This window comes from Halomonas sp. NyZ770 (assembly GCF_020616575.1).
Taxonomy (GTDB): Bacteria; Pseudomonadota; Gammaproteobacteria; order Pseudomonadales; family Halomonadaceae; genus Vreelandella; species Vreelandella hamiltonii.
Genome location: NZ_CP085143.1, coordinates 3,240,357 through 3,252,037, shown reverse-complemented (window position 1 = coordinate 3,252,037; position 11,681 = coordinate 3,240,357). Strand labels below are relative to the sequence as shown.

The following is an 11,681-nucleotide window of genomic DNA, read 5'->3' as shown; positions in this document are numbered from 1 at the left end:
CCCAGGGCCAGATGACGCAACCGGGGTCAGGCGTCGTTCATCTGCTTGTAGCGTTTCTGCATTTTTTTCATGACCCGGTCGCGCTTGAGCGGGGACAGATAATCCACGAACAGCACGCCTTCCAGGTGATCGTACTCATGCTGAATGCAGTGGGCCAGCAAGCCGTCGGCTTCCAGCTCGTAGGGCTCGCCGTGGCGGTCCAGCGCCGTCAGCTTGACCTTCAGGTAGCGCGGTACTTCGGCGTAATACTCAGGAATCGAAAGGCAGCCTTCCGACAGCGGCTCACGCTCTTCGCCGATAGGCTCATAGCGGGGGTTGATCATCACCAGCGGCTGGGAGTTGTCGTCGCTGACGTCCATGACCACCACCCGGCGGTGCACGTCGATTTGCGTGGCGGCCAGGCCGATGCCACGGGCGTCGTACATGGTCTCCAGCATGTCATCCACGAGCTGGCGGACCTCGTCGTCCACGGTTTCCACCGCGACCGCCTTGGTGCGCAGGCGCTCGTCAGGAAATACGAGAATAGGAAGTTTGGCCATGGCGTTACCGTCACCGTTTATGCAGAGTCTTGAAGATGAGCAGGCGCCGCGCTGTGTCGGCGGGCCTAAGTGCTTTATATTGACCACTATATCATGCCATAAGCGTTCCTGGGCACGCGCCGCGCCGTGGCGCCCCCGCAACTGCTTCAAACAATCACCAGGGGATAACGAGGGGAGAACGGATGGTGGCTAGGATGGTAGCTGGAAAGCCGTTTTATCACAGCGTGTTGGGAGTGCTGCTGGCCTGGCTGGCGCTGAGCCCGGCAGCGCAGGCCTGGGAGCGGCTGCGCAGCGATGCACCCGAGCGCTACGAAGTGGTCGCCGGGGATACGCTATGGGATATCTCCGCACGCTACCTGCGCTCCCCCTGGCAGTGGCCCGCACTATGGCAAGCCAACCCGCAGATTCGCAACCCGCATCTCATCTACCCAGGCGACGTACTGGTACTGGGCGATTGCCAGGGTCAGCCGTGCCTGACGCTGGAGCGTGGCCAAGGCGTGGTTCGGCTATCGCCACAAATGCGCAGCGTTCCCGAGCGGGAAGCGATCACGCCCATTCCCATGGACGTGGTGCGCTCTTTCTTGCGCGATCACCGGGTGGTCGAGCCGGGTGAGGATGTTCAGGAGCTGGCCTATGTGGTGGGTGGCGACAACCAGCGGCTGATCAGCGGTGCCGGGGATACGCTCTATGTGCGTGGCGAGCTGCCTGCCCGCCAGCGGCTGGGGATCTATCGCCCCGGCGAGCCTTATCTGGCGGCGGACGGCACCCTGCTGGGCGACGAGTTGATCAGTATCGGCGAAGCGCAGCGCATCAGCAGTGAAGGTGATATTTCACGTGTCGAAGTGCTGAGTGCCAACCAGGAAGTGCGCAACAACGACATCCTGCTGCCGCTGGAAGATATTCCGGTCAGCGAGGCCTTTACTCCCAGAGCGCCGCTGAACCAGGTGGCAGGGCGGATCGTGGCCGTGCCCGGCGGCGTTCGCTTCATTGGCCGGTTGCAGGTCGTGGCGTTGGATGTGGGCACCCAGGATGGCCTGCAGCCCGGCCATGTCTTGCGTGTCGATCAGCAGGGCGAAGTGGTCAACGACCCGCGCACCCAGGAGCTGATTCAGTTGCCCTCCACCGAAGCGGGTCTCGTGATGATCTTCAAACCCTACAGTCACATGAGCTATGCGCTGGTCATGCAGGCTTCCAATGTGTTGGCCGTGGGTGACGTGGTGAGAGCTCCCCAGCACTAGTTTTCGTACTCAGCCTGGTTTTCGTACATAACCTGGTTTTTGTACATAGCCTGGCAAGCCGCAGGGGTACTCGAACGATGAAAAGGAGGTGGCGATGGACGCCAGGGAGTGGCTGGTAATCAATGCATTGCCCGGCATGGGCGCAGCCCGTATTGCACAGCTGGTGGCCCGCTCGCCCCAGTGGCCACAGGGCTGGCTGGCGGCGCTGCCCAGTGCGGCGGCCAATGCCCTCAGATTATGGCTGGCGCAGCCTCAGCGCAGCCCGCTTCAGCAGGTGGTGGAAGAGACCGAGGCGTGGTTGGGCAAGGCGCCCCGTCGTCATCTGCTGCACCGCGACCACCCGGCTTGGCCTGCGCTGCTGAACCAATTGCCGGACCCGCCCGTGGTGCTGTGGGCACAAGGGGATTTGCAGGCGCTGGAGGGCCCGGGCCTGGCCATGGTGGGTACCCGCAAACCGACCGCCGAAGGCAGTGGCCATGCCCAGGCGTTTGCCCGTGAGCTGGCCAGCCGTGGCTGGTGCATCGTCAGCGGTATGGCGCTGGGCGTCGATGGCGTTGCCCAGCGCGCCGCGCTGGCCGCCGGAGGGCATTCGATCGCCGTGCTGGGGTGTGGGGTGGACGTCATTTATCCGGCGCGCCACCGCGAGCTGCACGAGCAGCTGAGCACCCAGCCCGGCGGGCTGCTGCTTTCCGAACACCCACCGGGCACCGTGGCGCGTCCGGCCTTTTTTCCACGCCGCAACCGCATCGTCACGGGGCTTTCGTTGGGAACCCTGGTGGTCGAAGCCACCGAGAAAAGCGGCTCGCTGGTGAGTGCCCGGCTAGCGCTGGAGCAGGGGCGAGAGCTGTTTGCCCTGCCGGGGTCGCTGCATAACGTTCAAGCCCGTGGTTGCCTGCAGCTGTTGCGCAATGGCGCGACGCTGGTGCGCCACGTGGAGGACATTCTGGCCGAGCTGCAGCACTGGGCACCGCATTATTGGCCGATGCTCACGCCCTCGGAGGCAGCCCCTGCCGAGAAGGCCTCGCCTGCGGCCCCCGCGCCGATGTCGCCAACGCCCTCTGCCCAGACAGACCCTGCCCAGACAGACTCTGCCCAGACAGAGCCGCCTGACCGCCTGCTGCACGCGCTGGGACCTTCCCCCACGCCCATCGACTGGCTGGTGCAGAGCACGGGGCTGTCGGTCAGTGAGTGTCAGCAGCGGCTGTTGATGCTGGAGCTGGAAGGGCAGGTGGCCCAGCGTGCGGGTGGCTGGGTTCGGCTGACGGCAGCATGGTAAGATGGAGCTTTCTCGATCTGATGGTTCGATAGCCAGTAGGAGCGTCCATGAAAACGGCGGTTGACGTGAAAGCAGCGGTGCAGGCGCTACGGGAAGGGGGAGTGATTGCCTGCCCTACCGAGGCCGTTTGGGGGTTGAGCTGTGACCCGGACAATGATGAGGCGCTGGCGCACCTGATGCGCATGAAAGAGCGTGACCCGGCCAAGGGCGTCATTCTGGTGGCGGCCAGTATTCAACAGTTCCAGCCCTGGCTGAGCCAGCTACCCCTGGCGCTGCATGCGCCGCTGGCCGCCAGTTGGCCTGGTCCCAATACGTGGCTGGTGCCCGATAACGGCCGTAGCCATGGCCTCGTGCGCGGCGCTCACCAAAGTGTGGCTCTGCGCGTCACCGACCACCCGCTGATGAAAGCGCTCTGTGAAGCCTTTGGCGGGCCGCTGGTGTCCACCTCGGCCAATCGAGCCGGTGACCCACCCGCCATGAGCGCCGACGAGGTTGCCACCACTTTTGGCGAGGAAGTCGCGGCCATCGTGGCCGGAGAGCTGGGAGGCAATGCCAAGCCCAGCACCATCAGAGACCTGCTGACCGGCAAGGTGATGCGCGCTTGAGTCATTAGCGTGCCACTAGTGCCTCGACATCAGCGTCTCGACATCAACGGTTGATGACTTACCATTCACGATTCATCTCACCAGGAGCTACCGTGGCCCACGAACACCTCGACGACGTCAAACACTACCTTCTGGATCTGCAGGATCGGCTGTGCGCCGGTTTGAGCGCCGCCGATGGCCAGGCCACGTTCAGGGAGGATAGCTGGCAGCGTGAAGAGGGCGGCGGTGGTCGCTCACGCGTCATGACCGATGGGCGGGTGTTCGAAAAGGGCGGCGTCAATTTCTCGCATGTTTTTGGTGCTCAGTTGCCCCCGTCGGCCACGGCCGCCCGCCCGGAGCTGGCAGGGCGCAGTTTCCATGCGGTGGGGGTGTCCTGGGTCATGCATCCTGAAAACCCGCATATCCCCACCAGCCACGGCAATGTGCGCTTCTTCATTGCCGAGAAGGAGGGCGAGCCGCCGGTCTGGTGGTTTGGCGGCGGTTTCGACCTCACGCCCTACTACCCTGTATTCGAGGATGTGGTGCACTGGCATCGCGTGGCGCGTGATGCCTGCGCTCCGTTTGGGGAAGGGGTGTACGAGCGTTACAAGGCGTGGTGCGATGACTATTTCTACCTCAAGCACCGGGAAGAGACCCGAGGCGTGGGCGGGCTGTTTTTCGACGACCTCAACGAAGGCGGCTTCGAGGAGTGCTTTGCCTTTCAGCGCGCCGTGGGGGACAGCTTCCTGGCGGCGTACTTGCCCATCGTCGAGCGTCGTCAGGCCGATGCCTGGGGTGAGCAGGAGCGCGATTTTCAGCTCTATCGTCGGGGCCGCTACGTGGAGTTCAACCTGGTATGGGACCGGGGCACCCTGTTTGGCCTGCAAAGCGGTGGGCGCACGGAGTCGATTCTGATGTCCATGCCGCCCCTGGCGCGCTGGGAGTATGACTTCACGCCTGCCCAGGGCAGCCGCGAAGCGCAGCTGCACGATTACCTGGTGCCGCGTGACTGGCTGGGTGAAGCGGGCCAGTCCCCGCAGTCTCAGGCCCAGCCTCAATCGCAACGCCAGCCCAGTGGAGAGGCCTCATGAGCGACCGTTACTGCGTGTTCGGCAACCCCATCGAGCACTCCAAGTCTCCGATGATTCACGCTGAATTTGCCCGCCAGACCGAGCAGGCCATGGAGTACGTCGCGCAGCTGGCCCCCACCGACGGCTTCGCTCGTGCCTGGCAGGCCTTCGTGGTGGCGGGCGGGCGCGGTGCCAATGTGACCGTGCCTTTCAAAGGCGATGCCTTTGCGCTGTGCGACACGCTCAGCCACCGGGCCAAACGCGCGCAGGCCGTCAATACGCTGATCGTCGGCGGCAATGGCCGCACCTATGGCGATACCACGGATGGGGTCGGGCTGGTACGTGACCTTGCCTATCAGGGCGTGACGTTGAAGGGTAAACGCCTGCTGGTGCTGGGCGCTGGCGGTGCCGTTCGGGGCGTGTTGGAGCCGCTGCTGGCGGAAAAGCCCGCCTGCCTGCAGGTGGCCAACCGGACGGCCGAAAAAGCCACTCAGCTGGCCGCTGCGTTCGCCGACCTGGGGCCGATCAGCGGCAGTGGTTACGCGGCCATCGAGGGGCCGTTCGATGTGGTGATCAACGGCACCAGTGCCAGCCTCTCTGGTGCGCTGCCGCCGCTGCCAGAGGCGCTGTTCAGCGAGGGTGCCTGGGCCTACGACATGATGTACGGGGCCGAGCCCACGGTCTTTCTGCGCTGGGCCGAGGCGCAGGGCGCACAGCCGCTGGACGGCCTGGGGATGCTGGTCGAGCAGGCCGCCGAGTCGTTCTTCCTGTGGCGCAACGTGCGCCCCGAGACGTCTCAGGTGCGCACGCGGCTTCGACAGTCATTGACGGGCGGCTAGCGGGGTTTGGTATAGAACCCCACCATGCACATCACCAGCCCCACCACGGAGAGCAGCATGCCTCCGTTCACCAGCAAGGGAGAGCGCTCCAGCCAGGAGACGAACGGCTGGGGCGTCTCGCGGCAGGCGCTTTCCAGGTAGTTCCAGTAGCCCCCTTCGAGATGGCAGGCGCGCACGTCGCCCAGTTCCCAGAAATAGACGCTCAGCAGCACCAGAATCGGCAGTACCAGCAGCAGTAAACCCAGTCGGATCATCTAAACCTCAATGTCAGGAGCGTATATCAGGGGCGTGGGCAGTTGGGCGTGCGGCCGCTTTGGCGAGCTTCTTCGAAGCTGGCCATGGCGGGCTCCATGTTGGCCTGCAGGCCCTGGATGCGCTGCCCCTGGCTTGGGTGCGTCGACATCCAGGCGGGGGGCGCGCCACCGCTGGACGCGGCCTGCATGTTTTCCCACAAAGTCACGCTTTCGCGGGGATCGAAGCCTGCCTGTGCCATCAGCTGCAGGCCGATGACATCGGCTTCGCTTTCATGGCGGCGAGAGAAGGGCAGCGAAATGCCGTACTCGGCGCCCATGCCCAGCACGCCCATCAACTGCTGGCCCGCCGGGGTTTGCATACCGGAGGCGCTGGAAATGACCGACAGGCCAAGCGAAGTGGCGCTTTGGGTCGAGGCGCGCTCGTTGGCATGGCGTGCCAGCACGTGACCGATCTCGTGGCCGACGACCGATGCCAGCTGATCCTGGTTGGTGGCCACGTTCAGCATGCCGGTATTGACGCCCATGTAGCCCCCGGGGAGGGCGAAGGCGTTGGGCTGCTCGGACTCGAACACGCGAATTTGCCAATCCAGATTACGCTGTTCGCCGGGCAGAATGTCGACGATGGCGTTGGTGATGCACTGGACATAGCGATGGCTCGCCTGGTTGGCCGTAGGCACGTCGCGCTGGTACTGCGCGAACGCCTGCTGGCCCATCTGATTGAGCTGGTCTTCCGAGAGCAGCAACAGCTGCGAACGGCCGGTGGGGGACGTGGAGCAGGCAGCCAGAGAGGCGCACAAAGCGGTGACGGCAAAGGGTCGAAGCCAGCGCATAGACGGTTTCCTAATAGACGAGAAGGGATCCTTGCACACAAGATAACCACTGACAGCGGTAAATCAACTCTTATCATAACCTACTCTGAGGGCCACCATGGATGCGCAATTAAGCCAGCGCTTGACGCAGCTACTCGATCACATCGACCACTGGTTGCCGCCAGTGCCCACCCCGGTGAACTGGCAGACCCATGTGGCGGCCATTTGGCAGCGCCACCCGCTGGGCGGCCAACTGGTGCCGGTGCCGCCCCGAGATGGCATGACGCTGGACGACCTGCTGGGCATCGAGAGGCAGAAACTGGCATTGGTCGATAACACCCGCGCCTTTCTGCAGGGGCTGCCTGCCAACCATGCCTTGCTGTGGGGCTCTCGTGGCAGCGGCAAGTCGTCGGTGGTGCGTGCGCTGCTCAACTCTCTGGCCAGCGAAGGGTTACGCCTGATCCAGGTCGACCGCCATGACCTGGCAAGCCTGCCACGGCTGGTCGAGCAGTTGCGCCATCAGCCCCACCGCTTCGTGGTGTACTGCGATGACCTGTCGTTCGAAGGCAACGATGATGCCTACAAGGCGCTGAAAAGCGTGCTGGACGGCGCCTTGACCGGCCCTCCCGAGAACGTGCTGCTGTATGCCACTTCCAACCGCCGACACTTGCTGCCGGAGTCGATGGAGGATAATCAGGGAAGCCGTTTGGTAGGCGAAGAGCTGCACCATGGTGACGCCGTGGAGGAGAAGATCTCGCTGTCAGACCGTTTCGGGCTGTGGCTGGGCTTTCACCCGTTCAACCAGGCAACCTACCTGGAGGTCTGTGAGCACTGGGTCAACCGCACAGGTAGCGGTAACGACTGGGACGATGGCGCGCGGGCGGAAGCCGTACGTTTTGCCACCCTGCGCGGTGGGCGCAGCGGCCGAACGGCGTGGCAGTTTGCGGCCCAGTACGTGGGCCGCAAGCGGCTGCAAGAGGAGCGTCAGCGCGCCGATCAGCGCTGAGGAATCAGCTGCCCATCGGCGCCGACGTTCAAGCGGATGGTCGGCGTCAGCAGGCCTGACGGCAGCGTCATGCCCAGGCCGCGCAGATCCCCAGGAGTGATGGCCAGCTCGCTACCGGGGGGCAGCTCACCCTGGCTTGCCAACTGGCTGGCCAGCTCGATCATGGGCGTCATGCGCTGGGTGTCGGTGGCCAGAATATCGAACGCCACCGGCAGGCGCAGGTTGGCGTCGTCGCCTGGGGTGAGGGTCACGTCCTGTTGATACTGCCCCTGCACGGGGTCGACGCCCGGCATGTCCAGCGTCCAGCGAAACCCGGACATTTCAACGGCAGGCATGCCTGCCGGTAGCCCCAGGCCCATGGCCAGGGTGGCCTGCACTGGCAGGCTGCCAGCGCCCAGGCTCGAAGCCAGCAGGCGAGTCATGTCGCTGGTATCCAGGCCGGCATTCACGCTGTATGGCCCGATGCGTACCTCTTCGACTCCCAGAGAAGTAACGGCCAGCCGGAAGGCAAACAGGCCGGTTTGTGGCAGCGCAAGGCAGCCGGTCAGTAGAGCAGCGAGCAGCAGCAGAATCAGGCTGCGGCCACGGCGAAGGGCATGGTGCATGTGTTTCCCCCAGAGAAAGGGCAAAAGGTCAGTGTAGCGGATGCTCGAAAGCGCCGCTATTTGAGGGCCACCGCCCATGGCTGTCAAGCGGATTCGTTGGCACCGAGCGTCGCGCCGGTCGCAAATCCCGAAAAGCCATCGCCCGCCATATAGGCGGGCGATGCAGGCAAGGCCAGTTTTCGAGCAGCGCCTAGCGGCGGCTCTTGCGGGCTTCCTTGGTGCGGTTCAGCTCGCGTTTCTTGGCTTTCTCCTTGTCGCTGGCACCTGCCATCTTGTCGAAAGGGTTACTGCCTGAACGGAACTCGAAGCGCATGGGCGTGCCGCGTACCTTCAGCACCTTGCGGAAGGTGTTGATCAGGTAACGGCGGTAGGCCTCGGGCAGCGATTCGGTCTGGTTGCCGTGGACCACGATGATGGGCGGGTTGCTGCCGCCCTGGTGGGCCATGCGCAGCTTGATCCGCCGACCGTTGACCATGGGGGGCGGATGCTGGCTGACCGCATCTTGCAGCAGCGTGGTCAGGCGGTTGGTGGACCAGTGGGCATTGGCTGCCTTGAAGGCCCGCTCGATGGAGGGGTAGAGGTCGCCAACGGCCGTGCCGTGCAGTGCCGAGATGAAATGCAGCTCGGCGTAGTCGGCGAAGCCTAGACGGCGCTTGATGTCCGCCCGCATCTTCTCCTTGGCTTCGCTTTCCAGCCCGTCCCACTTGTTCACTGCCAGCACTAGCGCCCGACCCGTGGTCAGGACGTAGTCCAGCAGGTGCAGATCCTGTTCGACCAGACCGCTGCGGGCATCCAGCACCATCACCGCCACATGGCTCTCCTTGATGGCGTCCAGCGTCTTGATGATGGAGAACTTCTCGGCAATTTCACGCACGTTCTTGCGTCGACGTATCCCGGCCGTGTCGATCAGCACATAGGGATGGCCGTTACGCTCGAAGGGGATCTCGATGGCATCGCGAGTGGTGCCTGCTTCATCGAACACTACAACGCGGTCTTCACCCAGCAGCCGGTTGACCAGCGTGGACTTGCCCACGTTCGGGCGGCCAATCACACCGATACGAATGCCTTTCGTGCCGGTGTCGGCAGGAATGGTCGGGTCGCGCTCGGGGAAGGGTTCCAGCACGGTATCGATGAGCAGCGACACGTTGCGCCCGTGGGCGGCGGCGATAGGCCACGGGTCGCCCAGGCCCAGCTTCCAGAAGTCGGCCATGGCAGAGTGCTCTTCGAGCCCATCGGTCTTGTTGACCACCAGCCAGGTTTTCTTCTGATTGACACGCAGGTGATTGGCGATGGCCTCGTCGGCCACGTTGAGCCCCGCCCGGGCGTCCACCAGAAACAGCACGATGTCTGCTTCGTCGATGGCGGCCAGCGATTGCTCTGCCATGGCGGCGTCGATGCCTTCCTCGTCGCCGCTGATGCCGCCCGTGTCGATCACGGTATAGGCCTTGTTACCCAGCATGCCGTTGCCGTATTTACGGTCTCGGGTCAGGCCGGGAAAATCCGCCACCAGCGCGTCGCGCGAGCGGGTAAGGCGGTTGAACAGGGTCGATTTTCCCACATTGGGTCGACCCACTAACGCTATGACGGGTGTCATGGAGTGACTTCCAGGGTTTCCAGGCGACCATTGTTGGCCTGGACATGAATGGTGCTGCCTTCAGTGACAGGGCGCACGCTGATACCGGAGCTGTGGACGCGGGTACGTCCTACCAGATTGCCTTCACGGGCATCCAGCAGGTGCACATAACCTTCGAAATCACCGACCACCAGACGGCCATCCGCAAAGGCGGGAGGCGTCAGCCAGCGATCTTCCAGATCCGTATTACGCCATACTTCCTGGCCGCTATTGGCATCCAGGGCAATGACGTGGCTATTGTCGCTCACCACCAGCAGCAGGTTGCCGACCAGAACGGGAGTATGGCGACTGGAAATGTTGGCTTCCCACAGCGTACCGCCCTGAGTAGCTTCCAGTGCCACCACACGGCCATTGTAGCTGGTGACGAACAGGCGACCATCCGGGCTCAATACCGGTTGACCAGAGAGGTCCACCAGACGTTCGACATCGCTACGGCCACGTGGTGTGGCAATCTGCATTTCCCAAAGGGGCTGGCCGCTGCGGTTATCCAGCGTTGCCAGGCGTCCGTTGGCCGTACCCACGAAGGTGACCGGGTCGATGACCATGGGCGTGCCGGTGCCGCGCAGTGTCAGCGCAGGCTGAGAGCTGGTGTAGACCCAGCGCTCTTCACCGCTGGCGCGATCAAGGGCCGTTATCTGGCCGTCGATGCTCTGTACCAGCAGCAGTTGCTGGTTGGCCTGGGGAGCGGCCAGCACTTCGCTGGACACGCGCGAACGCCAGCTCACGCTGCCGTCACGCTGGCTCAGCGCAATCACTTCACCGTTGCGGGTGCCCAGGTAAACTTGGCCGGCAATGGCGTTGAGTGCACTGGAGATGGGGGTATCCAGCTCGACTTGCCACTCACGCTCACCGCTCTGGGCATTGAAGGCGGCTATCAGGCCGTTGGCATCGGCGGCAAACACGGTATTACCCTCGCGCGCCGGTGCAATCGGGTAGCGGGCACGGCCAAAACCGTCGCCAACGCTGCGCCGCCACTGGCTATCCAGTGACGAGGTTTCGTTGAAGCTACGCAGCTCTTTGGGGGTGTAGGCAGGCTCACCCTTGCTGGCGCAACCCGCCAGCAAGGCCAGCGCAACGGCGCCCAGCGTGGCACGCATCAGCGAAGTGGAAAAACGTGGTTTTAACAGGCTGTTGGTCATCACTGATTCGCCTCCTCGGCGCCGATATCGTCGAGCTTGAACTGCACGCCATAAAGCGGCTGGTTCTGCGTTTGGGCAATCTCCAGCGCGGCTTGCCATGCTTCGCGAGCCTGCTCGGGCTGGCCAAGCGCCAGGTGAGCATCGCCGCGTACGTTGGCCTGTTGGGCGGCCAGCGTGTCGGTGATCGGCTGGTCCAATAGCTCCAGTGCCGCCTCGGGGTTGCCTTCGGCCAGTTCGATACGCGCCAGCCGCAGCCAGGCCAGGCTTTGAACATAACGGCGTGACGAGCCGTTGGCGACGCTGTCGAGGGCTTCTCTGGCCGTTGCCAGGTCGCCTTCCTGTACAGCCAGGCGGGCTTCCAGCAACTGGGCAAGCTCGGCATACAGAGTGCGGCCATACTGGTCGGTCAGTTCACCGATCAGTTCCCTCGCTGCCGCGAGCTGGTCCTCTTCCAGCGAGTTGGCGGCCGTGATGGTCACCAGCTGCTGGTAGCGGGCAGAGGCCGCTTCCGACTGGCCTTCCTGGTAGTTCTGCCAGGCATTCCAGCCGAACACACCGGCGGCAGCCAGCACCGCGCCGGCAATCAGCGACGTACCGTTCTCTTTCCACCAGCGCTTGACGACGTCCAGCTGCTCTTCTTCGCTTCTCAGATCCGCCACGGGCGGCCTCCTATTCAATCACTCAGCCGC

Annotated in this window: 13 protein-coding genes; 6 read left to right on the top strand and 7 right to left on the bottom strand. The window is 63.8% G+C overall.

The genetic code is table 11. The annotated features are described in order from the left end of the window. Positions 1–26: 26 nt before the first annotated feature. Positions 27–539: a peptide deformylase gene (gene def, locus LG409_RS15015; protein ID WP_016914937.1), complete on the bottom strand. Its 513-nt coding sequence runs from the start codon at positions 537–539 to the stop codon at positions 27–29. 194 nt (positions 540–733) lie between these two features. On the opposite strand from def, the gene LG409_RS15010 reads away from it, so the two are divergent. From LG409_RS15010 to aroE, 5 genes are all read left to right on the top strand, one after another. Further along, a complete protein-coding gene (locus LG409_RS15010) occupies positions 734–1,777 on the top strand; it encodes a LysM peptidoglycan-binding domain-containing protein (protein ID WP_227407022.1) in 1,044 nt (347 codons plus the stop codon). 94 nt (positions 1,778–1,871) lie between these two features. After that, positions 1,872–3,053: a DNA-processing protein DprA gene (dprA, locus tag LG409_RS15005; protein ID WP_227407021.1), complete on the top strand. Its 1,182-nt coding sequence runs from the start codon at positions 1,872–1,874 to the stop codon at positions 3,051–3,053. Between the two features lie 47 nt (positions 3,054–3,100). After that, positions 3,101–3,658 carry an L-threonylcarbamoyladenylate synthase gene (locus LG409_RS15000; protein ID WP_227407020.1) on the top strand — a complete coding sequence of 186 codons (558 nt, stop codon included), beginning with the start codon at positions 3,101–3,103 and terminating at the stop codon, positions 3,656–3,658. 92 nt (positions 3,659–3,750) lie between these two features. After that, entirely contained in the window at positions 3,751–4,728 is a 978-nt protein-coding gene (gene hemF / locus LG409_RS14995) for an oxygen-dependent coproporphyrinogen oxidase (RefSeq protein WP_189462718.1), read from the top strand. Then, positions 4,725–5,546: a shikimate dehydrogenase gene (gene aroE, locus LG409_RS14990; RefSeq protein WP_189462719.1), complete on the top strand. Its 822-nt coding sequence runs from the start codon at positions 4,725–4,727 to the stop codon at positions 5,544–5,546. The genes hemF and aroE overlap by 4 nt, the downstream gene beginning before the upstream one ends. Here aroE and LG409_RS14985 read toward each other — a convergent pair. Both LG409_RS14985 and LG409_RS14980 read right to left on the bottom strand, forming a co-directional pair. Next, on the bottom strand, positions 5,543–5,800 hold the full coding sequence (locus LG409_RS14985) for a hypothetical protein (protein WP_016914931.1): 258 nt from the start codon (positions 5,798–5,800) through the stop codon (positions 5,543–5,545). The genes aroE and LG409_RS14985 overlap by 4 nt on opposite strands. A 26-nt stretch (positions 5,801–5,826) precedes the next feature. Further along, positions 5,827–6,630: a M48 family metallopeptidase gene (locus tag LG409_RS14980; RefSeq protein WP_039180348.1), complete on the bottom strand. Its 804-nt coding sequence runs from the start codon at positions 6,628–6,630 to the stop codon at positions 5,827–5,829. 97 nt (positions 6,631–6,727) lie between these two features. On the opposite strand from LG409_RS14980, the gene LG409_RS14975 reads away from it, so the two are divergent. Beyond that, positions 6,728–7,615, top strand: a complete 888-nt coding sequence (locus LG409_RS14975; RefSeq protein WP_039180345.1) for an ATP-binding protein — start codon at positions 6,728–6,730, stop codon at positions 7,613–7,615. On the opposite strand, the gene LG409_RS14970 is transcribed toward LG409_RS14975, so the two are convergent. The 4 genes from LG409_RS14970 to LG409_RS14955 all read right to left on the bottom strand — a co-directional run bounded on the left by LG409_RS14970 (position 7,606) and on the right by LG409_RS14955 (position 11,651). Beyond that, a complete protein-coding gene (locus tag LG409_RS14970; protein ID WP_039180342.1) occupies positions 7,606–8,220 on the bottom strand; it encodes a hypothetical protein in 615 nt (204 codons plus the stop codon). The genes LG409_RS14975 and LG409_RS14970 overlap by 10 nt on opposite strands. 190 nt (positions 8,221–8,410) lie before the next feature. Next, positions 8,411–9,814 (bottom strand): ribosome biogenesis GTPase Der, encoded by a 1,404-nt coding sequence (gene der, locus LG409_RS14965; protein ID WP_039180340.1) that lies wholly within the window; start codon positions 9,812–9,814, stop codon positions 8,411–8,413. After that, on the bottom strand, positions 9,811–10,992 hold the full coding sequence (gene bamB / locus LG409_RS14960; protein WP_096922147.1) for an outer membrane protein assembly factor BamB: 1,182 nt from the start codon (positions 10,990–10,992) through the stop codon (positions 9,811–9,813). The genes der and bamB overlap by 4 nt, the downstream gene beginning before the upstream one ends. Then, a complete protein-coding gene (locus LG409_RS14955; protein ID WP_096922148.1) occupies positions 10,992–11,651 on the bottom strand; it encodes a YfgM family protein in 660 nt (219 codons plus the stop codon). The genes bamB and LG409_RS14955 overlap by 1 nt, the downstream gene beginning before the upstream one ends. Positions 11,652–11,681 lie beyond the last annotated feature (30 nt).

Coding starts and splice junctions, on each gene's coding strand:
- def (WP_016914937.1), bottom strand. CDS start 539: ATGGCCAAACTTCCTATTCTCGTATTTCCTGACGAGCGCCTGCGCACC.
- LG409_RS15010 (WP_227407022.1), top strand. CDS start 734: ATGGTAGCTGGAAAGCCGTTTTATCACAGCGTGTTGGGAGTGCTGCTG.
- dprA (WP_227407021.1), top strand. CDS start 1,872: ATGGACGCCAGGGAGTGGCTGGTAATCAATGCATTGCCCGGCATGGGC.
- LG409_RS15000 (WP_227407020.1), top strand. CDS start 3,101: ATGAAAACGGCGGTTGACGTGAAAGCAGCGGTGCAGGCGCTACGGGAA.
- aroE (WP_189462719.1), top strand. CDS start 4,725: ATGAGCGACCGTTACTGCGTGTTCGGCAACCCCATCGAGCACTCCAAG.
- LG409_RS14985 (WP_016914931.1), bottom strand. CDS start 5,800: ATGATCCGACTGGGTTTACTGCTGCTGGTACTGCCGATTCTGGTGCTG.
- LG409_RS14980 (WP_039180348.1), bottom strand. CDS start 6,630: ATGCGCTGGCTTCGACCCTTTGCCGTCACCGCTTTGTGCGCCTCTCTG.
- LG409_RS14975 (WP_039180345.1), top strand. CDS start 6,728: ATGGATGCGCAATTAAGCCAGCGCTTGACGCAGCTACTCGATCACATC.
- LG409_RS14970 (WP_039180342.1), bottom strand. CDS start 8,220: ATGCACCATGCCCTTCGCCGTGGCCGCAGCCTGATTCTGCTGCTGCTC.
- der (WP_039180340.1), bottom strand. CDS start 9,814: ATGACACCCGTCATAGCGTTAGTGGGTCGACCCAATGTGGGAAAATCG.
- bamB (WP_096922147.1), bottom strand. CDS start 10,992: ATGACCAACAGCCTGTTAAAACCACGTTTTTCCACTTCGCTGATGCGT.